This is a genomic window from Kluyvera sp. CHPC 1.2972, from assembly GCF_036759925.1.
GTDB lineage: Bacteria > Pseudomonadota > Gammaproteobacteria > Enterobacterales > Enterobacteriaceae > Kluyvera.
This window is the reverse complement of the sequence record NZ_JAPKIB010000025.1, coordinates 13,382-37,712: the sequence shown is the minus strand read 5'-3', so window position 1 is coordinate 37,712 and position 24,331 is coordinate 13,382. Positions and strand designations below refer to the sequence as shown.

Sequence of the window (24,331 nt, the reverse complement as noted above, 5' to 3'; positions counted from 1 at the left end):
TATTACGCTTTCCTCTTTCAGAGTCAACCCTCATTTTCAGGTTTTTCTCTTCAACCAACCCGGCTAGTTAGTGTGAAGTGATTCACATCCGCCGTGTCGATGGAGGCGCATTATAGGGAGTTTCCTCAGGCCCGCAACCCTTAAATTGCAGAAAAATGACTGACTGCTGAAATCCCCAGCAGAACCCCGCCTTATACCCATTTACACACAGAGTTATCCACAAAAGTAAGGATCGCTTTCGAGAGTCACCTGGTTTTATCCCCCATCTATAGAGATGAAATAATGGAATTGAGGGAAAGAGAAAAATTCGCGAGCGTTGCGCAAACGTTTTCGTTACAATGCACCCGCAAAACAAGGATGCCCCGTAAGGGGCGTTAGCTGAGTTTTTACGCAAGAATTCACCTAACGCTCTCTGTAATAGTCAAATCCAGGGGATTTACCATGCAACAACGTCGTCCAGTCCGCCGCGCTCTGCTCAGTGTTTCTGACAAGGCCGGTATTATCGAGTTCGCCCAGGCACTTTCCGCACGCGGTGTGGAGCTGCTGTCTACAGGAGGCACCGCCCGCCTGTTAGCAGAAAAAGGTCTGCCGGTGACCGAAGTTTCCGATTACACCGGTTTCCCGGAAATGATGGATGGACGCGTAAAGACCCTGCATCCAAAAGTACACGGTGGCATCCTCGGTCGTCGCGGCCAGGACGATGCCATTATGGAACAGCATCACATTGCGCCTATCGATATGGTTGTCGTTAACCTTTATCCGTTCGCCGAGACCGTCGCCCGTGAAGGCTGCTCGCTGGAAGATGCGGTAGAGAACATCGATATCGGCGGCCCAACGATGGTTCGCTCCGCCGCCAAGAACCATAAAGACGTTGCTATCGTCGTCAAGAGCAGCGACTACGACGCCATTATTAAAGAGATGGATGCTCACGAAGGCTCTCTGACCCTCGACACCCGTTTCGATCTCGCAATTAAAGCCTTCGAACACACCGCCGCTTATGACAGCATGATTGCCAACTACTTCGGCAGCATGGTTCCGGCGTACTACGGTGAGAGCAAAGAAGCCGCGGGTCGTTTCCCACGTACGCTGAACCTGAACTTCATCAAGAAGCAGGATATGCGCTACGGCGAGAACAGCCACCAGCAAGCTGCCTTCTATATAGAAGAAAACGTCAAAGAAGCATCCGTTGCCACCGCGCAGCAGGTTCAGGGCAAAGCGCTCTCTTATAACAACATCGCTGATACCGATGCCGCGCTGGAGTGCGTGAAAGAGTTCAACGAACCGGCCTGCGTTATCGTCAAGCACGCGAACCCATGTGGCGTTGCGGTAAGCACTTCTATTCTCGACGCTTACGATCGCGCTTATAAAACGGACCCAACCTCCGCCTTCGGCGGCATCATCGCCTTTAACCGCGAGCTGGATGCTGAAACCGCGCAAGCGATCATCTCCCGCCAGTTCGTGGAAGTGATCATCGCCCCATCCGCGACCGAAGAAGCGCTGAAGATCACCGCCGCTAAACAGAACGTTCGCGTCCTGACCTGCGGCCAGTGGGCACAGCGCGTGCCGGGCCTCGACTTTAAACGCGTGAACGGCGGCCTGCTGGTTCAGGACCGTGACCTGGGTATGGTGAGCGAAGGTGAACTGCGCGTCGTTTCCAAACGTCAACCGACCGAGCAAGAGCTGCGCGATGCGCTGTTCTGCTGGAAGGTGGCGAAGTTCGTGAAGTCCAACGCCATTGTGTATGCCAAAGAGAACATGACCATTGGTATAGGCGCAGGCCAGATGAGCCGCGTTTACTCCGCCAAAATCGCGGGCATTAAAGCCGGTGATGAAGGTCTGGAAGTAAAAGGTTCCGCTATGGCTTCCGATGCATTCTTCCCGTTCCGCGATGGCATTGATGCCGCTGCCGCCGTTGGCGTGAGCTGCGTTATCCAGCCTGGCGGTTCTATCCGCGACGAAGAGGTGATTGCCGCCGCCGACGAACACGGCATCGCGATGATCTTCACCGACATGCGCCACTTCCGCCATTAATTCAGGGAGCAGACGATGAAAGTTTTAGTCATTGGTAACGGCGGCCGCGAACATGCACTGGGCTGGAAAGCGGCACAGTCTCCGCTGGTTGATACCGTTTATGTCGCGCCGGGTAACGCCGGTACCGCACTGGAGCCCGCGTTGCAGAACGTGGCTATCGGCGTCACCGATATTCCGGCACTGCTGAGTTTTGCCCAAAACGAGAAGATTGATCTGACCATCGTCGGCCCGGAAGCGCCGCTGGTGATTGGCGTGGTCGATGCGTTCCGCGCCGCTGGCCTGAAGATCTTCGGGCCAACCGAAGGCGCGGCGCAGCTGGAAGGCTCCAAAGCCTTCACCAAAGATTTCCTCGCCCGTCACCAGATCCCGACGGCGGAGTATCAGAACTTCACTGAGATTGAGCCAGCATTGGCCTATCTGCGTGAGAAAGGCGCGCCGATCGTGATCAAAGCCGACGGCCTGGCCGCCGGTAAAGGCGTTATCGTGGCGATGACGCTGGAAGAAGCCGAAGCTGCCGTACACGATATGCTGGCCGGTAACGCCTTTGGCGACGCGGGTCACCGCATCGTTATCGAAGAGTTCCTCGACGGCGAAGAAGCGAGCTTTATCGTGATGGTCGACGGCGAGCACGTGCTGCCGATGGCCACCAGCCAGGATCACAAACGTGTAGGCAACGGTGACACCGGCCCGAACACCGGCGGCATGGGGGCTTACTCCCCTGCACCGGTAGTGACCGATGAGGTCCACCAGCGCACCATGGAACGCATCATCTGGCCAACCGTGAAAGGCATGGCGGCGGAAGGGAATACCTACACCGGCTTCTTGTATGCGGGTCTGATGATCGACAAACAGGGCAACCCGAAGGTTATCGAGTTCAACTGCCGCTTTGGCGACCCAGAAACGCAGCCGATCATGCTGCGCATGAAGTCGGATCTGGTGGATCTTTGCCTGGCCGCCTGCGAGGGCAAGCTGGATGAGAAAACCTCCGAGTGGGACGATCGCGCCTCGCTGGGCGTAGTGATTGCCGCGGGCGGTTACCCTGGCAACTACAACACCGGTGATGAGATCCACGGCCTGCCGCTGGAATCCTCAACGGACGGTAAAGTCTTCCACGCGGGCACCAGGCTCGCTGACGATGACCGCGTGCTGACCAGCGGCGGCCGCGTGCTGTGCGCCACCGCGCTGGGCCACACCGTGGCAGAAGCGCAGCAACGCGCTTACGCCTTAATGACCGATATCCACTGGGACGGCAGCTTCAGCCGCCGCGACATCGGCTGGCGCGCCATCGAGCGTGAGCAGAACTAACGGCTGAGCTTTGCCAGCAACGTTTTGCGCGTGATGCCCAACTGACGGGCGGCTTCAGTTTTGTTGCCGCCCGTTTTTTCGAGCGCCGCCAGGATGACCTCTTTTTCCACCTCCACCAGCGGCAGAATCTCATCATCGGCCGATGACAACATCGGTATCGGCGTACCCGCGATCGCCAGCGGCAGCTCACGCTCAGAGATATAATCACCCGTCAGCAGCACCACCGCCCGCTCCACCGCGTTTTCCAGTTCGCGAATATTGCCCGGCCAGTCGTAGTGAATCAGCAAATCCATCGCCTGCGGGGTAAATCCCTGCACCGCTTTACGGTTGCGCTCGGCGTAGCGTTTCAGGAAGTAGTGCGCGAGGGCGGGAATATCTTCGCGGCGCTGACGCAGCGGCGGCATGTCGATGGTCACCACGTTCAGTCGGTAATAGAGATCCTGGCGAAAGCGCCCGGCGCTGACCTCTTCAACCAAATCGCGATGGGTGGCGGCTATCAGGCGGACATCCACCGAAATGGTCTGGTTGCTGCCTACGCGCTGCACCTCGCGCTCCTGAATCGCGCGCAGCAGGCGTACCTGCATCAGCGGCGAGATATCGCCAATTTCATCGAGGAATAAAGTCCCGCCACTTGCTTCCACAAAACGCCCTTCCCGCCGTTTATCCGCACCGGTAAACGCCCCTTTCTCGTGGCCGAACAGTTCGGACTCCAGCAAAGACTCATTGAGCGCCGCGCAGTTCAGCGTCACCAGCGGCTTATCGCGGCGCGCGCTGCTGGCGTGCAGGGCTCGCGCCACCAACTCTTTACCGGTGCCCGACTCGCCGTGAATCAGCACCGTGGCATCAGAAGGGGCAACCAGCGCGATATTGTGCAGCAGCGCCTGCATGGCAGGGCTATCGCCGACCATCCCGAACTGAGCCGCTGGTGATGCCGGAACCGGGCTTTCAGCCTGCCGGGTATGCACCAGCGCCTGTGCCAGCGTCTGCTGCAGGTTATCGAAGTCTAACGGCTTGATGAGGTAATCCAGCGCCCCGGATTTTAGCGCCTCAACCGCCGTCCCCACGCTGGAGTAGGCGGTCATGATCAGTACCGGGATCGACGGGTTCCAGGCCTTTATCTCTTTGAGCGTCGCAATGCCGTCCATCTCCGCCATGCGGATATCGCAGAGCACTAAATCAAATACCCGTTGGCGCACCTGTTCCAGCGCCTCCCGGCCGTTATGCGCCAGTGAGGCCTGATATCCCCATCCGCGCAGCAGCGCGTCGAGAATAGTGCAGTGGCTGATATCATCGTCCACCACCAGAATATCGACCTTCTCTACGCTCATCCTTGCTGTTCCTTTTGTTGCTCATTAACCGGCAGGTAAAGGGTAAATGTGGCCCCCTCGCCGGGACGGCTATCGGCGTGAATGGTTCCGCCATGCTGCTCAATAATGTTCTGTACCACCGCCAGCCCCAAACCGGTACCGTCGGCTTTGGTGGTGAAGTACGGGGTGAAAATTGCCTGTAGCTGCTCAGCCGTCATCCCCTTGCCGTTATCGGCGACGCTCACCTTCACGCGCCCGTCGCTACACTCACCTGCCGTTACCGTAATCACACCGCCGTGACCTATCGCCTGAATCGCGTTGAGATAGAGATTCAGCAGCACCTGATTCAGCCGGTCCGGGTCGGCCTGAATACGGCGTAGCGCAGGCAGTGGCGTGAACTGCAGCGTAATCTCCCGGCCACGCGCATCCTGGCTGACCAGCTGGAGCGAGTGGGCAATCACTTCGTTGAGATCCACCGACTGCCATTTTAAATGCGCCGGACGCACCAGCTCCAGCAGGTCGCTAACCACGCGGTTCAGACGGTCAGCCTCTTTCGCCATCACCTGTGCCAGCGCGTAGGCTTCTCCCCCCGGCGGCGTGCGTTCAGCAAAGTACTTCGCCAGACCTTTAATCGACGAGAGCGGGTTACGGATTTCATGCGCTACCCCAGCCGCCAGATGGCCTAAGGCCACCAGCTTTTCTCTGCGGTGGGTCGCTTCCTGTAACAGCCTGCGTGAGCGTTGATAGCGACGGAACCAGAACTGCGCGAGGATGGTCGCCACCATCACCAACCCGGCGGCGCACAGCATCACAATCATATTGCGCAGCCCGCGTGCCTGCTCGGCGTCGAGTTCACGCACATCAAAGGCGACAAAAATCACCTGCGGGGTCGTCACCACCTCCCGCCGCATCATCATGCGCATGTGGTGGCCATTGCCGCTCTCCAGCGGGCGAAACGACCGGTAGATCTCCAGCGCCGGTTCGGGTGATGCAACGCGTCGCTCGCGCACGGTGTCACTAACCTGCAGTTCGTGCATCTGCTGCGCATCGTAGAGTGTCTTGCCCACCTGCTGCGGGTCGCTATGGGCGATCACCGTTCCCTGCTCATCGGTAACGGCAAACCACAGCACGCCCGGCTGCCAGGCCATCTCTTCCAGCATGGCCTGAAGTTGGGCATGATGCATGCGCATCCCCATGCCGACACGGGCACCGGACTCCAGCGCGCGGATCAGCACGCTGCCTTTCTCCTGGATGGTTTGCCGGGCCGATGCGCTTTCCCGCCCGTAATCGCGCACGATAAGCGCCGAGAACAGGCAGACCAGCAGCAAAATCACGCCAGTCAGCAGCCAGCTAATACCGGTCGCAACCGAATCCTTCTGTAAACGTATGAGGCTCATGGGGCTTCCTTCTCTTTTCCCGTCATCATCCCTCAGCAGAAATCATGCCATTTTTCGCGCCCGCTAACCCGGCCCTCGAGCACAAACGTCCCGCTTCAACGAGTAAAAATGACCCGCCGGGTAGGCTGACGCGGGTCATTTTTACTCGCCTGCTGCCGTAAGTGGCCTGCAACCCTCTGCATTATCGCGGTTTGTGAGTCTGGCACAGAAGATGCAATAGCTAAGATAACCACACCACAGGAGAATCAACCATGAAACGGAACAACAATCTGACCCTTACGCTCTTTGCCGTCGCGGCACTCACCTTCACCAGCGGGGCGGCGCTAGCCGGGCCGCATCACTGGGGCAACAACAGTGATAACGGCAGCTACAGCCAGCTAACCGACGCACAGCGGGCGACGGCGCAGAAGCTACACGATGATTTTTACAACCAGACCAGCGCGCTGCGACAACAGCTCACCTCTAAGCGCTATGAGTACAACGCCCTGCTAACCGCCGATAAGCCAGATAGCGCGAAAATCGAGGGCGTGGCGCAGGAGATCGAGACGCTACGACAGAAGCTGGATAATCAGCGAGTGAAGTTTGATGTCGCCATGGCGCAGGCCGGAATACCTCGTCACGGTGGGATCGGCTATGGCTGTCAGGGCGGGCACAACGGAGGGGGTCATATGGGCGGCATGAACCGCTGGTAAGGCTTAGAAGTTCTTTTCGGTCGGCTGCCAGGTGCAGTAGTTTTCGTTCGCCACCAGCAAGAGCTGCGTGCCTTCCGGCGCTTCCAGCCAGGCAATGCTCACTTCGGCGGATGAACGGCTCTGGCGGCTCGCAATATGCCCCAGGGCGCGGGAGTCAAAATCAGGCTTCACCGTTTCGCCTTCACAGGTGGTGACGGAGCCGTCGGCATGCCAGCGCCCCTGACGTAATACTACTTTCCCCAGCCGCAGCGCATCGCTGGTCTGGAGGATCTGCTCGGCACGGTAGCGGTAAAGCGCCACCTGGTCACTGGAGAGCTGCTGTTTCTGCCCATCCGTTTCGCGCTGCATAAAGCTCAGCTCGCCGTTGCTATCGAAACGGGCGCGAATATGTTCGGACGGTTTACCGTAGACGTTGAGTTCAATCAGCTGCAGCTTGTCATCCTGCCAACGGTATTCGCTGGTCGAGGTATTGCCGCTGTGCCACGGACTTAGCGTAGTTAAGAGATGGGTCTCGCCGCCGCTATCTTTACGCCAGATGCGAACCGCACCCTGCGTGTCAGCATAGCCGCTGGCGGTGAAAGGCGGCAGCGTGCTGTTATGGCTGCAGGCAGTGAGCAACAGTACGCCAGCCAGCGCCGATAAACGGCACCAGATGAACGAAAGGGGCGAAACCGCCCCTTCTTTAAAACTGTTCACTGCCACGCGGTCTTACTTAACTGCGTCTTTCAGTGCTTTGCCAGAAACAAATGCCGGCACGTTAGCTGCGGCGATTTTGATTTCTTTACCGGTCTGCGGGTTGCGGCCAGTACGCTCAGCGCGGTGGTTCACTTTGAAGGTACCGAAACCAACCAGTTGTACAGCATCACCTTCTTTCAGAGACTCAGTAATAGCAGCCAGGGTGGATTCCAGTGCAGCTTTAGCCTGGGTTTTAGACAGTTCAGCCTTGTCCGCAATTACATCAATCAGTTGAGTCTTGTTCATAAGTTATCCTTACAATGTGTTTATCGCTTGCTAAGCATCGAGTGCGACGAAAATGCCATAAAAGCACTCTCCTGCATACACGCACCGATAGCCACTTTTTTTCGCCCTCCAAATGTAGACCAGACGGGGGGCAGATGTGAAGCCTTCAGGCGTGACAATTCAGGCGGTAAATCACGTTTTGTTGTCTCATTGCTGAAAAATTATACCAATATTGCTCTCACCGGCCTCGCGGAGGTCTGCGCGTAGCCCTTTAATCAGTTCAATATCCCGTTCTTCGCACTCGGCTAAAAGGCGGAAAATCTCCCACTGAATGTCCCATTCTTGCTCTACCGCAGGGTTCAGACGCAGCTCTTCATCGGTCATTTCGCGACCAGCCTGGGTCATTTCCAGCATCGCCACGGAGGTAATAGAACTCTTACTGACTTCGATCGCGTGCTCGAGGGTTTCACCGCTCAGGCGAGAGTGAATTAATTCACTTAATGCTACGCAGGCATCGATCGCTGGATAAACGCCGTACATGTCGTAATCATCGGCTGCCGGGATCGCCTCTTCCAGTTTTTCCAACTGGCTATCGAAGTTTACCTTCGCGTCTTTGACGGTTAGGGTTTCCCAGATGAGGTCGAGGATACGACGGTACAACTGCGGCTCACCAAATTCCGACTCTTTGCAGAACATGGCGTAGTTTGGGTACATGCGTTCGCAAAGACAGGCCATAAAGGTGACGTGCTGCCAGCTTTCCAGCTTCTCCAGACGCAGATGAATCGGGTTTTGTAACATGATGAGTTCTCGAATACGGAAATTAGACGCAGTTTACCCGATATGGGGCGGTTTTGCTGCAAGCCGCGTAAAAGCCGGGCGCTCTGAGGCCACGGCGTCTGCCCAGCGCGTCGGCTCCGGCAGGCGGTAGCCCTGGGTACAGCGCTGCACCCAGCCTAAAGCGCTCTCCAGGCTGACGCGATGACCCGTGGAGATAAACAGCGGGTTACAGCGCGCTTTGCTGCGCCAGACCCACGCCAGCTGCTCGTCTTTGTCCATCAGCGGTGCCAGCGCGCCAACCTCAGGCGAGAGCGGCTCAAACTTGCCGCACAGCCGTTTTTTTGCCACGCCGATGGTTGGCACGTCCACCAGCAGGCCAAAATGGCTGGCGACGCCTAAACGACGCGGATGGGAAATACCGTGGCCGTCGACGAACAGCAGATCGGGCTTTTGCGAAAGCTGCTGCCAGGCCGCCATCAGCGCAGGGGTTTCGCGAAAAGAGAGAAAACCGGGGATATAGGGCATGGTGGTGGCGATACGCGCCACCTGATATTCCACCAGCTCAAGCGTAGGGTACTTCAGCAAAACCATCGCCGCGCGCGTCACTTCACCGCCCTGCTCAAAGCCTACGTCAGCGCCGCCGATCAGATCCGGGGGATCGCAGTGAAAACGATCGTCCCGGATCACCGATGAGGCTAGCTCCAACTGCTGTGAACGCAGCGATGCGAGATCCATCAGCGGTGATACTGCGCCGACAGGCGATGTACCGCCTCCACAAAGACACCCGCATGTTCCGGCGGCACGTCCTGATGAATGCCGTGGCCGAGATTGAAGACGTGGCCTTCGCCCTGACCAAAACCGGCCAGAATCGTCGCCACTTCTTCTTCAATACGCGCCTCAGGCGCATAAAGCATGGACGGGTCCATATTGCCCTGCAGAGCCACTTTATGGCCTACGCGACGGCGCGCATCGGCGATATCAGTAGTCCAATCGAGACCCAGCGCATCGCAGCCAGTTTCCGCCATTGCTTCCAGCCACTGACCGCCGCCTTTGGTGAACAGCGTCACCGGCACGCGGCGACCGTCGTTTTCACGCAGCAGGCCATCAACGATTTTGTGCATGTAGTACAGCGAAAACTGCTGATAGTCGCGACCGGCCAGCACGCCGCCCCAGGTATCGAAAATCATCACCGACTGCGCGCCGGCTTTAATCTGCGCGTTGAGGTACAGCGTGACGCTCTGCGCCAGCTTATCCAGCAGCAGATGCAACGCTTTAGGGTCGGCGTACATCATCTTTTTGATAGTGGTAAAGGCTTTGCTGCTGCCGCCTTCCACCATATAGGTCGCCAACGTCCACGGGCTGCCGGAGAAACCAATCAGCGGCACTTCGCCCTTTAGTTCACGGCGAATGGTGCGCACCGCGTTCATCACGTAGCCCAGCTCACCTTCCGGGTCCGGAATCGGCAGCTTTTCAACATCCGCTTTACTGGTGATAGGCGAGGTAAAACGCGGGCCTTCCCCGGCTTCAAAATAGAGTCCCAGCCCCATCGCATCCGGAATGGTCAGGATATCCGAGAAGAGGATCGCCGCATCAAGCGAGAAGCGGCGCAGCGGCTGCAGAGTGACTTCGCAGGCCAGCTCGGCGTTTTTGCACAGCGACATAAAATCACCAGCATGGGCGCGGGTTGCCTTGTACTCCGGCAAATAGCGGCCTGCCTGGCGCATCATCCATACCGGGGTCACGTCTACGGGCTGGCGCAGCAGCGCGCGCAGATAACGATCGTTCTTCAGTTCGCTCATGTTTACATTCCTTTAGCGTTGATGCGCCTATTGTAACATGTCAGTCGTAATCAGCCCGACACATTGCCACGGTATCTTCGATCAGACGACGCGCCACGGTGCCCGGCGGCGGCAAAAGCGGGAGATCGTCGTAGCGATACCAGTTGGCGTTAAGCAGCTCTTTAGGATCGATAACGATGTCGCCGCTGTCGTACTCCGCCATAAAGGCGGTCATCAGCGACTGCGGGAATGGCCACGGCTGGGAGGTGACGTAGCGCAGGTTCTTCACCTTAATGCCGCTCTCTTCCATCACTTCACGCGCCACCGCCTGCTCTAAGGTTTCGCCCACTTCAACAAAACCGGCCAGCACGGTATGCACGCCGTTGCGATGGCGAACGTGTTGGGCAAGGAGGATCGAATCATCGCGGCGAATGGCGACGATAATGCACGGCGCAATCTGCGGGTAGTAGCGCTCACGGCAGTGGCTGCACAGCATCGCCCATTCGGTTTTGCTCGGGTGCATGGTATGGCCGCAGTAGCCGCAGAATTTGTGCGAGCGGTAAAACTCCGCCAGCTGCACGCCGCGCCCGGCAAGCTGGAACAGGCCCACGTCCTGGTCAAGAACCTGACGCACGGTGCCCATATCGTGGCGACGCTGCTGTACCAGCCAAACCGGGTCACCTTCCCACTCACCAATCTGGAGTGCGTGCTGACCCACAAGATCGAAATTTACCGCTTCGCCATATGGTAATTCCCCACCGGGCAACCATAATTTTTGTTCGTGGCTGACTATCCACCAGCCGCGATCCAATTTTTCAATTATACGATCCATATCTCTTGCGCTACCTTCGGTTCATAGGCATTTTATTAACATAATATTTACATATTGACGTGAGCAGATTTTAAACTTACTGATGCGGGGGTCAACCTATGTTAAACCAGTTAGAGAGCCTGACAGAGCGTGTAAAAGGACACCACAGACTGGTCGACCGCTGGCTGAATATTCGTAAGCACCTGCTCGTGGCTTACTACAATCTGGTTGGCCTTAAGCCTGGCAAAGAATCGTTCATGCGTCTTAACGAGAAAGCGCTTGATGACTTTTGTCAGCGCCTGGTCGACTATTTATCTGCCGGTCATTTCAGTATTTATGAACGCATTATCCATAAAATGGAAGGCAACAGTCCGCTTTTAAACGCCAGCAAAATCTGGCCGCTGCTGGATGCCAATACCCAACAAATTATGGACTACTACGACTCTACGCTGGAGAACGCTATCGACCAGGATAACGTGTATGCCTTCCAGCAGGCGCTGTCCGATATCGGTGAAGCGCTGGAGGCCCGTTTTCTGTTGGAAGACCAGCTCATCATGCTGACCTTCGAGGCGCTCGGCGAGGACGAAATAAAACGCCCGGCTTGAGATTTGCCGCATTAACGAGTAGTTTACATTCATTACCTCTCATCATCTGAGGTTACTTCTTGTCGGAGTGCCCAGTGCGCAAGCACGGGCTGAGACCGTTAATTCGGGATCCGCGGAACCTGATCAGGTTAAGACCTGCGAAGGGAACAAGAGTCAATCTATAGTCGCATCGCCCAAGGGCGATCTTCTCTCTTGCTTCATCCGTCGTCTGACAAGCCATGTCCTTACTTTTATTTGGAATGAGCTATGTCTGTCACTACTAAACCATCTCGCCGCGAACAGCGCGCCCAGGCCCAACACTTTATCGATACCCTGGAAGGCACCGCGTTCCCGAACTCCCAACGTATCTACATCACCGGTTCGCAGCCGGATATCCGTATTCCAATGCGCGAAATTCAGCTGAGCCCCACGCTGATTGGCGGCAATAAAGAAAACCCACAGCTCGAAGCGAACGAAGCGGTGCCGGTGTACGACACGTCCGGCCCCTACGGTGACCCAAACGTGGCGATTAACGTCCAGCAGGGTCTGGCAAAGCTGCGCCAGCCGTGGATTACCGCTCGCGACGACAGCGAAGAGCTGGATGACCGCAGTTCCGCCTACACCAAAGAGCGGCTGGCCGATGATGGTCTCGACGAACTGCGCTTTAATGGGCTGCTGACGCCGAAGCGCGCCAAAGCAGGTAAATGCGTCACTCAGCTGCACTATGCCCGTCAGGGGATTGTGACGCCGGAAATGGAGTTCATCGCCATTCGTGAAAACATGGGCCGCGAGCGCATTCGCAGCGAAGTATTGCGCCACCAGCACCCAGGCATGGCCTTCGGCGCACGCCTGCCGGAGAACATCACGCCGGAATTCGTGCGTGATGAAGTCGCCGCCGGGCGCGCCATCATTCCTGCCAACATCAACCACCCGGAATCCGAGCCGATGATCATCGGCCGCAACTTCCTCGTGAAGGTGAACGCCAATATCGGTAACTCGGCGGTGACCTCCTCCATTGAAGAGGAAGTGGAAAAATTGGTGTGGTCCACCCGTTGGGGCGCAGATACGGTGATGGACCTGTCGACCGGCCGCTATATCCACGAAACCCGCGAATGGATCCTGCGTAACAGCCCGGTTCCGATCGGCACCGTGCCGATCTACCAGGCGCTGGAGAAGGTCAACGGGATCGCCGAAGATCTGACCTGGGAAGCCTTCCGCGACACGCTGCTGGAGCAGGCCGAACAGGGCGTCGACTACTTCACTATCCACGCGGGCGTGCTGCTGCGCTACGTGCCGATGACTGCCAAGCGCCTGACCGGCATCGTCTCTCGCGGTGGTTCTATCATGGCGAAATGGTGTCTCTCCCATCATCAGGAAAACTTCCTCTACCAGCACTTCCGTGAAATCTGTGAAATCTGTGCCGCCTATGACGTATCGCTGTCGCTGGGCGACGGTCTGCGTCCGGGCTCGATTCAGGACGCCAACGACGAAGCCCAGTTCTCCGAGCTGCACACGCTGGGCGAGCTGACCAAAATCGCCTGGGAGTACGATGTGCAGGTGATGATTGAAGGCCCGGGCCACGTGCCGATGCAGATGATTCAGCGCAACATGACCGAAGAGCTGGAGCACTGCCACGAAGCGCCGTTCTACACCTTAGGGCCGTTGACCACCGATATCGCGCCGGGCTATGACCATTTCACCTCCGGCATTGGCGCGGCGATGATTGGCTGGTTTGGCTGCGCGATGCTCTGCTACGTCACGCCAAAAGAGCACCTTGGCCTGCCAAACAAAGAGGATGTGAAGCAGGGGCTGATCACCTACAAAATTGCCGCCCACGCCGCCGACCTGGCGAAAGGGCACCCGGGCGCGCAGATCCGCGATAATGCGATGTCAAAAGCGCGCTTCGAATTCCGCTGGGAAGACCAGTTTAACCTCGCACTCGATCCGTTTACCGCCCGCGCCTACCACGATGAAACCCTGCCGCAGGAATCCGGCAAAGTCGCCCACTTCTGCTCCATGTGCGGGCCGAAATTCTGCTCGATGAAAATCAGCCAGGAAGTACGCGACTACGCTGCCGCCCAGACGATTGAAGTGGGCATGGCGGATATGTCGGAGAACTTCCGCGCCAAAGGCGGTGAAATTTACCTGAAACGCGAGGAGGCCTGATGTACCAGCCCGATTTCCCAACGGTACCGTTCCGCCTCGGACTTTATCCGGTGGTGGACAGCATGATGTGGATTGAACGCCTGCTGGAAGCCGGCGTGCGTACCATTCAACTGCGAATCAAAGACAAGCGCGACGACGAGGTTGAAGCGGACGTGATGGCCGCCATCGCGCTGGGCCGACGCTATGACGCCCGCCTGTTTATCAACGACTACTGGCGATTGGCTATCAAGCACCGCGCCTACGGGGTGCATCTGGGCCAGGAGGATCTGGAAACTACGGATCTGAAAGCGATTCAGGCTGCGGGCCTTCGCCTTGGTGTGTCGACCCACGACGATATGGAGATTGACGTGGCGCTCGCCGCTCGACCGTCGTATATCGCACTGGGCCACGTCTTTCCCACCCAAACCAAGCAGATGCCCTCCGCGCCGCAGGGGCTGACGCAGTTGGCAGGCCATATTGCGCGTCTGGCCGATTACCCAACCGTCGCCATCGGCGGCATCAGTCTTGCGCGTGCGCCTGACGTGCTGGCGACCGGCGTGGGCAGCATTGCCGTGGTCAGCGCCATTACTCAAGCGGCGGACTGGCGTGAAGCCACGGCGCAGCTGCTGGCGATAGCGGGAGTGGGCGATGAATGACCGCGACTTTATGCGCTATAGCCGGCAGATCCTGCTGGGCGATATCGCTATTGATGGCCAGCAAAAGCTGCTCGGTAGCCATGTGCTGATCGTCGGTTTAGGCGGGCTGGGCTCGCCTGCCGCGCTGTATCTGGCGGGGGCGGGCGTCGGCACGCTGACGCTGGCGGACGACGACGAGGTACACCTCAGTAATCTGCAACGGCAAATCCTGTTCACCACCGACGATATTGCCCGCTCAAAATCGCAGGTCACTCAACAGCGGCTGGCGCGGCTAAACCCTGATATTGACCTGGTTGCGCTACAGCAGCGGCTGACCGGCGATGCGCTACGCCACGCGGTATCACGCGCCGACGTGGTGCTCGACTGTACCGACAACATGGCAACACGTCAGGCGATCAACGCCGCCTGTGTGGCGCTCAATACGCCGCTTATCACCGCCAGCGCCGTCGGCTTTGGCGGCCAAATCATGGTACTGACACCGCCATGGGAGCAAGGCTGCTACCGCTGCCTGTGGCCGGACGATGCGGAGCCGGAGCGCAACTGCCGCACCGCGGGCATCGTCGGCCCAGTGGTTGGGGTGATGGGCACATTGCAGGCGCTGGAGGCCATCAAGTTGTTGAGCGGCATCGACACACCGAGCGGCGAACTGCGTCTGTTCGACGGCAAAACCAGCCAGTGGCGCAGCCTCGTGCTGCGTCGCGCCCAGGGCTGCCCGGTATGCGGAGGGCGACATGCAGATTCAGTTCAACGATGAAGTGATGCAGTGCGCCGAGGGGCAAACCGTCAGCGACCTGCTCGCCCAGCTTAACCAGCTCAAGCCGGGGGCCGCGCTGGCGCTGAACCAACAGATTCTGCCACGCGACCAGTGGCAGCAGCACATCGTGCAGGAAGGCGACCAGATCCTGCTCTTTCAGGTTATTGCAGGGGGTTGATATGTTACGTATTGCGGACAAAACGTTTGATTCACATCTGTTCACCGGTACCGGGAAATTTGCCTCGTCACAACTGATGGTCGAAGCCATTCGTGCCTCCGGCAGCCAACTGGTGACGCTGGCGATGAAGCGGGTCGATTTACGTCAGCACAACGACGCCATTCTGGCTCCGCTGGTTGACGCGGGCGTAACGCTGCTGCCCAACACCTCGGGGGCAAAAACCGCTGAGGAGGCTATCTTTGCCGCCCAGCTAGCGCGTGAAGCGCTGGGGACAAACTGGCTGAAGCTCGAAATTCACCCCGACGCCCGCTGGCTGCTACCAGACCCGATTGAGACGCTGAAAGCCGCCGAAGCGCTGGTGAAACAGGGCTTTGTGGTGCTGCCATACTGCGGCGCTGACCCGGTGCTGTGTAAGCGGCTGGAAGAGGTGGGCTGCGCGGCGGTGATGCCGCTTGGCGCGCCTATCGGCTCTAATCAGGGGCTGGAGACCAGGGCCATGCTGGAGATCATCATCCAGCAGGCTACCGTGCCGGTGGTGGTGGATGCCGGAATCGGTGTACCTAGCCATGCGGCGCAGGCGCTAGAGATGGGCGCCGATGCGGTGCTGGTCAACACGGCTATTGCCGTGGCCGACGACCCGGTCACTATGGCAACCGCCTTCCGTCTGGCGGTAGAAGCCGGGCTGCTGGCGCGTCAGGCGGTGCCGGGAAACCGTAGCACGCAGGCCAGCGCCACCAGCCCATTAACCGGTTTTCTGGAGGCGCTGGCATGAAAACGTTCAGCGACCGCTGGCGGCAACTGGAGTGGGACGACATCCGCTTACGCATCAACGGCAAAACCGCCGCCGATGTGGAACGGGCGCTCGGCGCTTCACAGCTTAGCCGCGACGATCTCATGGCCCTGCTCTCCCCTGCTGCCGCCGACTATCTGGAGCCGCTGGCCCAGCGGGCGCAAAAGCTCACCCGCCAGCGCTTCGGTAATACCGTCAGCTTCTACGTGCCGCTTTATCTCTCGAATCTCTGCGCCAACGACTGCACCTACTGCGGCTTCTCTATGAGTAACCGCATCAAGCGCAAGACGCTGGATGAAGCAGAAATTGCCCGCGAGTGCGAAGCGATACACGAGATGGGTTTTGAGCATCTCCTGCTGGTCACCGGCGAGCATCAGGGAAAGGTCGGCATGGACTACTTCCGTCGTCATCTGCCGGACATTCGCCAGCAGTTTGCCTCGTTGCATATGGAAGTGCAGCCGCTGGCGACCGAGGAGTATGCCGAGCTAAAAACGCTGGGGCTGGATGGGGTCATGGTCTACCAGGAGACCTACCATGAAGCAATGTACGCGCAGCACCATCTGAAAGGCAAAAAGCAGGACTTCTTCTGGCGTCTCGACACGCCGGACCGTCTGGGGCAAGCCGGGATCGACAAAATCGGCCTCGGTGCGCTGATTGGCCTTTCCGATAGCTGGCGGGTCGACTGTTTTATGGTGGCCGAGCACCTGCTGTGGCTGCAGCAGCGCTACTGGCAAAGCCGTTACTCCATCTCCTTCCCACGACTGCGCCCGTGTGCAGGCGGCATTGAGCCCGCATCGCTGATGGATGAACGCCAGCTAGTACAGACGATCTGCGCGTTCCGCCTGTTCTCTCCGGAGACAGAACTGTCGCTCTCTACCCGCGAATCACCGTGGTTCCGGGATCGGGTTATCCCGCTGGCTATCAATAACGTCAGCGCATTCTCAAAAACCCAGCCCGGCGGCTACGCCGACAATCGCCCGGAACTGGAGCAGTTCTCGCCGCACGATGCCAGAACGCCTGCCGAAGTGGCTAGTGCGCTATCCGCCCGTGGCCTGCAGCCGGTATGGAAAGATTGGGATAACTGGCTGGGACGCAGCGCAGTCCGCTAAACGTCAGCTATACTTCTTCAGGGCAGCCTGCTTTTTCCGCTGCCCTTCTTCAGCTTTTAACGAAATATTGTTTCATTAAAACCGACTTGTAATAGCGATTTAATCTATATATTTAGAACAAATATTCATCTTTACGCCAATAAAGTATAATTATTGAGTCATAAATATGTGTATTAAATTGCAGTACCAACTCGCTCTGGTTCTGGTCTTCTGCAATCTCTCCCAGGAATGGAAACCATGATGAGTTCTCACAGCAGACGGCTGTCTTTTACTACCCCGATCTTTATCAGTTTTGCTGGCATTATTGTGTGCTTTATCGCCATAGCCATTCTGGTAACCATCATCCAGCGCAACGATATTATTCGCGATTATCATAGTATTAACCGCAACTTTACCCACAATCTGGCGGTCAACTATGCCGAATCCATCCTCAACGAAAATGATTATATTCTGGGACGCGCCACGAACTATTTGGCCCGTAACGACGAGCTGAACAAGGTGGTAAATCTCGATCCTGAGAAAGGGTTGCAGTCGATGATGCAGTTGCTGTCGATGATGCCAACGGTTTCTTCACTCTCTGTCGCCGATACCGAAGGCCATTATCTACGCGCCCCCCAGGCGGTGCAGCGGCAGAACGCTCCAGTCTTTGATGCCACCACTCGCCCCTGGTTCGTCCACCAGGGCGATGTCGGCATTTTCAGCCGCTATACACAGCCGTACACCGATTTCTATACCCAGCAGCAGACCGTGACGCTGGCGAAGCCGGTCATCTCCCCCGACGGCAAGCTCAAGGGAACGCTGGCCTTCCATTTTGATTTAGCCGCCATGAGCCACACCCTGCGCCAGATGCGTCCGCCGGTACAGGGTGATTTCTTCGTGGTGAACCGGCAGGGTCAGGCGCTGCTGCATTCCGATACCGGTAAACTCTTCCAGACGGTCGTTTCCTCGCAGCTGCTAACCAGCATGACAGCTGGTGAAGGCGAGGTATTCGATAAGCAGAGCCGGACCTGGTATTACTACTATTCGTTCACCAATCCGGACTGGTTCGTTATCTATAAAGTCTCCGGCCATACGCTCAGTATGCTGGCGCAGCATGAGAGCATCATCATCTCCTGGGGCTTCGCGCTGGCCGGCCTGATCATCATCACCTTCGGCCTGTATCTGCGTCATGCCTCCCGCGGTATTCTGATGAATATCATCAACGCCATCAAAACCGGCGATACCAACCGCGCGCCCGGCCTTGAGGTGATGCTGCATAAGGCGATTGAAACCAACAAAGAGCGCGAGCAGGCCTATGTACGCCAGGCGACCGTTGACTCACTCACCGGCTGTAAAAACCGCTGGGCTTTTGATACCGACATTACCGCCTTGATGAACGATCGACAGTCGTTCGCGCTGGCGCTGGTCGATATCGACAACTTCAAATCCATCAATGATACCTGGGGCCACCTCAGCGGCGATATCGTGCTACGCAACGTGGCTCGTGAAGGGATCGCCATTCTGCAGGCGCACGGGCTGTCGCTCTACCGCTACGGCGGCGAGGAGTTCGCGGTTATCTTCACCGCAGAACATATTGCCGAGGCGGCAGCACTACTCGAACTATGGCGGATGAATGTTGCCAATAGAAACTGGCGTGAAGAGGGGCTGCATGTGACCTTCAGCGCCGGGCTCGGCGAATGGCACATGGAGACGCTGGACCATCTGGTATCGAGCGTGGACGAAGCGCTTTATAAAGCCAAACGCCAGGGGAAAAACCGCATCCAGCGAACGACTCACGACGCGTAACCCACTCTTGTGTAGCCCGGACGAGGTGCAACAGCGCCAAATCCGGGGGCGGCTCGATGCAAAATCCCAGCGTCGCATTGCTCGGCCGGGCTACCTATCCTTCCTCATTTTTTGCACGCTAAATCATGCAAACTGTAACCGGTTTCAGTTTTTTGGGCCGATCTTTGTGATGGCTTACACACAATCATCGTAAAGCAGTTGTTGAACGTTTCAGCTCGCGATAAACATGAGTCATCACGGGTCATGAGGGAGCATTATGAAGAATATCGTTTTATGCTGCGCTGCAGGTATGTCCACCAGCATGTTGGTCCAACGTATGAAGGATGCGGCACAGAAAAAAGGCATTGAAGTCTCAATTAAAGCCGTACCGGTGGCCGAATTTAAAGCAAATCTTAACGATGCGGACATCGTACTGTTGGGTCCGCAGGTGAAGTATGAACAAGCCAAACTTCAGGCACTGGCCGACCCACTGGGTAAAACGGTCGCCGTCATCGATATGATGGACTACGGCATGATGAAAGGCGATGTTGTGCTTGAGAAAGCCCTTAAGTTAATGGAGTGAGAAAGACGTGGAAGATTTAGAATCAATCATCATGGAGCTGCTGGTGAACGCCGGTGCCGCACGTAGTTCAGCATTAACTGCGCTGCAGCTGGCTCGCAAAGGCGACTTTGAGGGCGCGGAAAAGGCGATGGAAGAGTCTCGCGAGTTCGTGAAACTGGCCCATGGTATCCAGACCCAGCTTATCGGCATTGATGAAGGTACGGGTAAACTGCCGGTCAATCTGATCACCGTTCACTCTCAGGACCACCTGATGAACGCGATGGTTATCCAGGATCTGGCGACCGACATGATTGAACTGTATCGCCGTATTCCACTGGTTAGCTAAAAGCTCAAAACGGAATAGCAAAAGGCACCCATCAGGGTGCCTTTTGTTTTTTCAGGCCAGAAAAGCATAAAAAAGGCCAGTCCGAAGACTGGCCTTTTCAACTTATCGGCACTAGCGTGAACGATTAGTCGTTATCAGAACCACCCAGACCTGCGTTCAGCAGTTCTGCCAGGCTTGCGGTCGCTTCTTCTGCACTCACCTGAGGTGCTGCAGAAACTTCGCCCGCCGCACGGCGACGGATGCGATCCTGGTGGTACGCATAACCGGTACCCGCAGGGATCAGACGCCCCACGATAACGTTCTCTTTCAGGCCGCGCAGTTCGTCGCGTTTGCCCGCAACGGCTGCTTCGGTCAGGACACGTGTAGTCTCCTGGAACGATGCCGCAGAGATGAACGATTCGGTAGCCAGGGACGCTTTGGTGATACCCAGCAGGTCGCGGGAGTAAGTTGCCGCCACTTTGCCGTTCGCTTCCAGATCGCGGTTAGCAATCTTGACGCGGGAGTATTCAACCTGCTCGCCTTCCAGGAAGTCGGAGCTACCAGCACTTTCGATGGTCGCTTTACGCAGCATCTGACGAACGATAACTTCAATGTGTTTATCGTTAATCTTAACGCCTTGCAGACGGTAAACGTCCTGTACTTCGTTGGTGATGTAACGCGTTACCGCGTGTACGCCACGAAGGCGCAGGATGTCGTGCGGAGCTTCTGGACCGTCGGAAACCACATCACCACGTTCTACACGTTCGCCTTCGAATACGTTGAGCTGACGCCATTTTGGAATCATCTCTTCGTATGGATCGCTACCGTCTAACGGGGTGATAACCAGACGACGTTTCCCTTTGGTTTCTTTACCGAAGGAAATGATGCCGCTGATTTCAGCCAGGATTGCCGGCTCTTTCGGACGACGTGCTTCGAACAGATCCGCAACGCGTGGCAGACCACCGGTGATATCTTTGGTACCGCTGGATTCCTGAGGAATACGCGCCAGAGCATCACCAGAGTGGATCTGAGTACCATCTTCCAGCTGAACAATCGCTTTACCCGGCAGGAAGTACTGAGCAGGCATATCAGTGCCTGGGATCAGAACGTCGTTACCCTGGGCATCAACAATTTTCAGTGCTGGGCGCAGGTCTTTACCACCCGCGGTACGTTCAGCAGAGTCCAGAACGACCAGAGAAGACAGACCGGTCAGTTCGTCAGTTTGACGAGTAATGGTCTGGCCGTCGATCATGTCAGTAAAGCGGATGAAACCACTTACTTCGGTGATAACTGGCATGGTGTGTGGATCCCAGTTTGCTACGGTTTCACCGCCGGCAACCTGCTCGCCATCACCTTTAGCCATAACGGAGCCGTAAGGCACTTTATAGCTTTCTTTGGTACGACCGAATTCGTCGATCAGTTTCAGCTCGGTGTTACGGGAAGTGATAACCAGTTTACCGCTGGAGTTCACAACCGACTTCGCGTTGCTGAGCTTGATGCTACCTTTGTTCTTAACCTGGATGCTGGATTCAGCAGCCGCACGAGATGCCGCACCACCGATGTGGAACGTACGCATCGTCAGCTGTGTACCAGGTTCACCGATGGACTGTGCAGCGATAACGCCAATAGCCTCACCTTTGTTGATGATGTGGCCACGCGCCAGGTCACGACCGTAGCAGTGCGCACATACACCAAAGTCGGTGTCACAGGATACAACGGAACGCACTTTCACGGAGTCAACGGAGTTCTCTTCCAACAGATCACACCACTGCTCGTTCAGCAGCGTGTTACGTGGAACCAGAATGTCCGCGGTGCCCGGCTTCAGAACGTCTTCAGCCGTCACACGACCCAGTACGCGATCGCGCAGTGGCTCTTTAACATCACCACCCTCGATAACCGGGGTCATGGTGATGCCTTCCAGGGTGCCACAGTCGTCTTCAGTCACGACCAGGTCCTGTGCCACGTCAACCAGACGACGAGTCAGGTAACCGGAGTTCGCTGTTTTCAGTGCGGTATCCGCCAGACCTTTACGAGCACCGTGAGTGGAGATGAAGTACTGGAGTACGTTCAGACCTTCACGGAAGTTCGCGGTGATTGGCGTTTCGATGATGGAGCCATCTGGCTTAGCCATCAGACCACGCATACCAGCCAGCTGACGAATCTGTGCTGCAGAACCACGCGCACCAGAGTCGGCCATCATGTAGATGCTGTTGAAGGAAACCTGCTGCTCTTCTTTACCTTCACGGTTAATGACGGTTTCAGTTTGCAGGTTATCCATCATCGCTTTGGATACACGATCGTTCGCCGCTGCCCAGATATCGATAACTTTGTTGTAGCGTTCGCCAGCGGTTACCAGACCAGACTGGAACTGCTCCTGGATCTCAGCAACTTCAGCTTCCGCTTCGCTGATGATTTCGTATTTCTTCTCTGGGATAACCATGTCGTCGATGCCGACAGAGGCGCCTGAGCGCGCTGCGTAAGCAAAGCCGGTGTACATGGTCTGGTCAGCGAAGATAACGGTCGGCTTCAGGCCCAGAATGCGGTAACAGGTGTTCAGCATTTTGGAGATAGCTTTCTTGCCCAGCGCCTGGTTGACGATGGAGAAAGGCAGACCTTTCGGTACGATCATCCACAGAATGGCACGGCCAATGGTCGTGTCTTTCAGGCTGGTGTGCGCAACGAATTCGCCGTTTTCATCTTTTTCGTACTCGGTGATACGCACTTTAACGCGCGCATGCAGAGAGGCCAGACCTGCGCGATAGATACGCTCAGCTTCTTTAGGACCAGTCAGCACCATGCCTTCGCCTTTGGCGTTAACACAGTCACGAGTCATGTAGTACAGACCCAATACAACGTCCTGAGAAGGAACGATGATTGGTTCGCCGTTCGCTGGGGACAGGATGTTGTTGGTAGACATCATCAGCGCACGCGCTTCCAGCTGGGCTTCCAGCGTCAGCGGTACGTGAACAGCCATCTGGTCACCATCGAAGTCGGCGTTGTATGCCGCACAAACCAGCGGGTGCAGCTGGATAGCTTTACCTTCGATCAGTACTGGCTCAAACGCCTGGATGCCCAGACGGTGCAGTGTTGGTGCACGGTTCAGCATAACCGGGTGTTCGCGGATAACTTCGTCCAGGATATCCCAAACGACAGCTTCTTCGCGCTCAACCATTTTCTTAGCGGCTTTGATGGTGGTGGCGAGGCCACGCAGTTCCAGTTTGCCGTAGATGAATGGTTTGAACAGCTCCAGTGCCATTTTCTTAGGCAGGCCGCACTGATGCAGACGCAGGTATGGACCTACGGTGATTACAGAACGACCGGAGTAGTCAACACGCTTACCGAGCAGGTTCTGACGGAAACGACCCTGCTTACCTTTGATCATGTCGGCCAAAGATTTCAGAGGACGTTTGTTAGAACCGGTGATCGCACGACCGCGACGGCCGTTATCCAGCAGGGCATCAACCGCTTCCTGCAGCATACGTTTTTCGTTGCGTACGATAATATCTGGCGCAGCCAGATCCAGCAGACGCTTCAGACGGTTGTTACGGTTAATGACGCGACGATACAGATCGTTCAGGTCAGAAGTCGCGAAACGACCACCATCCAGCGGTACCAGCGGACGCAGATCTGGCGGCAGAACCGGCAGAACGGTCAGGATCATCCACTCTGGCTTGTTACCAGACTGTACGAACGCTTCCAGCAGCTTGATACGCTTGGTCAGCTTTTTACGCTTGGTTTCGGAGTTGGTTTCGTTCAGCTCTTCACGCAGAGTTTCACACTCTTGCTCCAGATCCATGCTCTTCAGCAGGGCCTGGATAGCTTCCGCACCCATCTTCGCGTCGAATTCGTCACCGAACTCTTCCAGCGCGTCCAGATACTGCTCTTCAGTCAGGATCTGTTGGCGTTCCAGGTTGGTCATACCGCCTTCGATAACAACATAAGATTCGAAGTACAGTACGCGTTCGATATCGCGCAGAGGCATATCGAGCAGCAGACCGATACGGGACGGCAGCGATTTCAGGAACCAGATGTGGGCAGTTGGACATGCCAGCTCGATGTGGCCCATGCGCTCACGACGCACTTTGGTCTGGGTCACTTCAACGCCGCACTTCTCACAGATCACACCGCGGTGTTTCAGGCGCTTGTACTTACCGCACAGGCACTCGTAATCTTTTACCGGCCCAAAGATACGGGCGCAGAAAAGGCCGTCACGCTCAGGTTTGAACGTACGGTAGTTAATGGTTTCCGGCTTTTTAACTTCACCGAAAGACCATGAACGGATCATGTCTGGCGAGGCCAGAGCAATTTTGATCGCATCAAACTCTTCGGTTTTAGTCTGCGCTTTCAGAAACTTTAATAAATCTTTCACGGATTTGCTCCCGTCGGAGTTAGCACAATCCACTGCC

At 56.7% G+C, this 24,331-nt stretch carries 22 protein-coding genes and 1 riboswitch; of the genes, 13 read left to right on the top strand and 9 right to left on the bottom strand.

The window, feature by feature from the left end:
- Nucleotides 1-441: 441 nt before the first annotated feature.
- Entirely contained in the window at nucleotides 442-2,031 is a 1,590-nt protein-coding gene (gene purH / locus V6944_RS22305) for a bifunctional phosphoribosylaminoimidazolecarboxamide formyltransferase/IMP cyclohydrolase (RefSeq protein ID WP_333500563.1), read from the top strand.
- 15 nt (nucleotides 2,032-2,046) lie between these two features.
- Nucleotides 2,047-3,336, top strand: a complete 1,290-nt coding sequence (gene purD / locus V6944_RS22300) for a phosphoribosylamine--glycine ligase (RefSeq protein WP_333500562.1) — start codon at nucleotides 2,047-2,049, stop codon at nucleotides 3,334-3,336.
- Here purD and zraR read toward each other — a convergent pair.
- Nucleotides 3,333-4,664 carry a sigma-54-dependent response regulator transcription factor ZraR gene (gene zraR / locus V6944_RS22295; RefSeq protein WP_333500561.1) on the bottom strand — a complete coding sequence of 444 codons (1,332 nt, stop codon included), beginning with the start codon at nucleotides 4,662-4,664 and terminating at the stop codon, nucleotides 3,333-3,335. The genes purD and zraR overlap by 4 nt on opposite strands.
- On the bottom strand, nucleotides 4,661-6,040 hold the full coding sequence (gene zraS / locus V6944_RS22290; protein ID WP_333500560.1) for a two-component system sensor histidine kinase ZraS: 1,380 nt from the start codon (nucleotides 6,038-6,040) through the stop codon (nucleotides 4,661-4,663). Before zraS ends, zraR begins: the two co-directional genes overlap by 4 nt.
- Nucleotides 6,041-6,291: 251 nt before the next feature.
- Between zraS and zraP the strand changes: the two genes are divergently transcribed.
- Entirely contained in the window at nucleotides 6,292-6,732 is a 441-nt protein-coding gene (zraP, locus tag V6944_RS22285) for a zinc resistance sensor/chaperone ZraP (protein WP_333500559.1), read from the top strand.
- 3 nt (nucleotides 6,733-6,735) lie between these two features.
- Here zraP and V6944_RS22280 read toward each other — a convergent pair whose 3' ends face one another.
- From V6944_RS22280 to nudC, 6 genes are all read right to left on the bottom strand, one after another.
- Nucleotides 6,736-7,428: a DUF1481 domain-containing protein gene (locus V6944_RS22280; RefSeq protein WP_333500565.1), complete on the bottom strand. Its 693-nt coding sequence runs from the start codon at nucleotides 7,426-7,428 to the stop codon at nucleotides 6,736-6,738.
- 12 nt (nucleotides 7,429-7,440) lie between these two features.
- Nucleotides 7,441-7,713 (bottom strand): nucleoid-associated protein HU-alpha, encoded by a 273-nt coding sequence (gene hupA / locus V6944_RS22275; RefSeq protein WP_001044509.1) that lies wholly within the window; start codon nucleotides 7,711-7,713, stop codon nucleotides 7,441-7,443.
- Between the two features lie 186 nt (nucleotides 7,714-7,899).
- A complete protein-coding gene (locus tag V6944_RS22270; RefSeq protein ID WP_185669926.1) occupies nucleotides 7,900-8,490 on the bottom strand; it encodes a YjaG family protein in 591 nt (196 codons plus the stop codon).
- A 33-nt stretch (nucleotides 8,491-8,523) separates the two neighbouring features.
- Complete coding sequence (gene nfi / locus V6944_RS22265; RefSeq protein ID WP_333500558.1) at nucleotides 8,524-9,204, bottom strand: deoxyribonuclease V; 681 nt, start codon at nucleotides 9,202-9,204, stop codon at nucleotides 8,524-8,526.
- Nucleotides 9,204-10,268 carry a uroporphyrinogen decarboxylase gene (gene hemE, locus V6944_RS22260; RefSeq protein WP_333500557.1) on the bottom strand — a complete coding sequence of 355 codons (1,065 nt, stop codon included), beginning with the start codon at nucleotides 10,266-10,268 and terminating at the stop codon, nucleotides 9,204-9,206. The genes nfi and hemE overlap by 1 nt, the downstream gene beginning before the upstream one ends.
- A 40-nt stretch (nucleotides 10,269-10,308) precedes the next feature.
- Complete coding sequence (nudC, locus tag V6944_RS22255) at nucleotides 10,309-11,079, bottom strand: NAD(+) diphosphatase (protein WP_333500556.1); 771 nt, start codon at nucleotides 11,077-11,079, stop codon at nucleotides 10,309-10,311.
- Nucleotides 11,080-11,177: 98 nt separating this feature from the next.
- Here nudC and rsd point away from each other — a divergent pair, with 98 nt between their 5' ends.
- The 10 genes from rsd (at nucleotide 11,178) to V6944_RS22205 (ending at nucleotide 19,946) form a co-directional block, all read left to right on the top strand.
- Nucleotides 11,178-11,663 carry a sigma D regulator gene (gene rsd / locus V6944_RS22250; protein WP_185669930.1) on the top strand — a complete coding sequence of 162 codons (486 nt, stop codon included), beginning with the start codon at nucleotides 11,178-11,180 and terminating at the stop codon, nucleotides 11,661-11,663.
- A 53-nt stretch (nucleotides 11,664-11,716) separates the two neighbouring features.
- Nucleotides 11,717-11,826: riboswitch (TPP riboswitch) on the top strand.
- 83 nt (nucleotides 11,827-11,909) lie between these two features.
- On the top strand, nucleotides 11,910-13,808 hold the full coding sequence (gene thiC / locus V6944_RS22245; RefSeq protein ID WP_333500555.1) for a phosphomethylpyrimidine synthase ThiC: 1,899 nt from the start codon (nucleotides 11,910-11,912) through the stop codon (nucleotides 13,806-13,808).
- Nucleotides 13,808-14,443 (top strand): thiamine phosphate synthase, encoded by a 636-nt coding sequence (thiE, locus tag V6944_RS22240; protein WP_333500554.1) that lies wholly within the window; start codon nucleotides 13,808-13,810, stop codon nucleotides 14,441-14,443. Before thiC ends, thiE begins: the two co-directional genes overlap by 1 nt.
- Nucleotides 14,436-15,197: a thiazole biosynthesis adenylyltransferase ThiF gene (thiF, locus tag V6944_RS22235; RefSeq protein ID WP_333500553.1), complete on the top strand. Its 762-nt coding sequence runs from the start codon at nucleotides 14,436-14,438 to the stop codon at nucleotides 15,195-15,197. Before thiE ends, thiF begins: the two co-directional genes overlap by 8 nt.
- Nucleotides 15,175-15,375, top strand: a complete 201-nt coding sequence (gene thiS / locus V6944_RS22230; RefSeq protein ID WP_333500552.1) for a sulfur carrier protein ThiS — start codon at nucleotides 15,175-15,177, stop codon at nucleotides 15,373-15,375. Before thiF ends, thiS begins: the two co-directional genes overlap by 23 nt.
- Before the next feature lies 1 nt (nucleotide 15,376).
- Nucleotides 15,377-16,147: a thiazole synthase gene (gene thiG, locus V6944_RS22225; protein WP_333500551.1), complete on the top strand. Its 771-nt coding sequence runs from the start codon at nucleotides 15,377-15,379 to the stop codon at nucleotides 16,145-16,147.
- Nucleotides 16,144-17,274, top strand: a complete 1,131-nt coding sequence (gene thiH / locus V6944_RS22220; protein WP_333500550.1) for a 2-iminoacetate synthase ThiH — start codon at nucleotides 16,144-16,146, stop codon at nucleotides 17,272-17,274. The genes thiG and thiH overlap by 4 nt, the downstream gene beginning before the upstream one ends.
- Before the next feature lie 240 nt (nucleotides 17,275-17,514).
- The gene (locus V6944_RS22215) at nucleotides 17,515-19,059 is read left to right on the top strand and encodes a sensor domain-containing diguanylate cyclase (RefSeq protein WP_333500564.1); all 1,545 of its coding nucleotides are present in this window, start codon (nucleotides 17,515-17,517) and stop codon (nucleotides 19,057-19,059) included.
- A gap of 256 nt (nucleotides 19,060-19,315) precedes the next feature.
- Nucleotides 19,316-19,621: a PTS sugar transporter subunit IIB gene (locus V6944_RS22210; protein WP_185669937.1), complete on the top strand. Its 306-nt coding sequence runs from the start codon at nucleotides 19,316-19,318 to the stop codon at nucleotides 19,619-19,621.
- A 7-nt stretch (nucleotides 19,622-19,628) separates the two neighbouring features.
- Nucleotides 19,629-19,946: a PTS lactose/cellobiose transporter subunit IIA gene (locus tag V6944_RS22205; protein ID WP_035895909.1), complete on the top strand. Its 318-nt coding sequence runs from the start codon at nucleotides 19,629-19,631 to the stop codon at nucleotides 19,944-19,946.
- A 124-nt stretch (nucleotides 19,947-20,070) separates the two neighbouring features.
- On the opposite strand, the gene rpoC is transcribed toward V6944_RS22205, so the two are convergent.
- On the bottom strand, nucleotides 20,071-24,294 hold the full coding sequence (rpoC, locus tag V6944_RS22200) for a DNA-directed RNA polymerase subunit beta' (RefSeq protein ID WP_333500549.1): 4,224 nt from the start codon (nucleotides 24,292-24,294) through the stop codon (nucleotides 20,071-20,073).
- Nucleotides 24,295-24,331 lie beyond the last annotated feature (37 nt).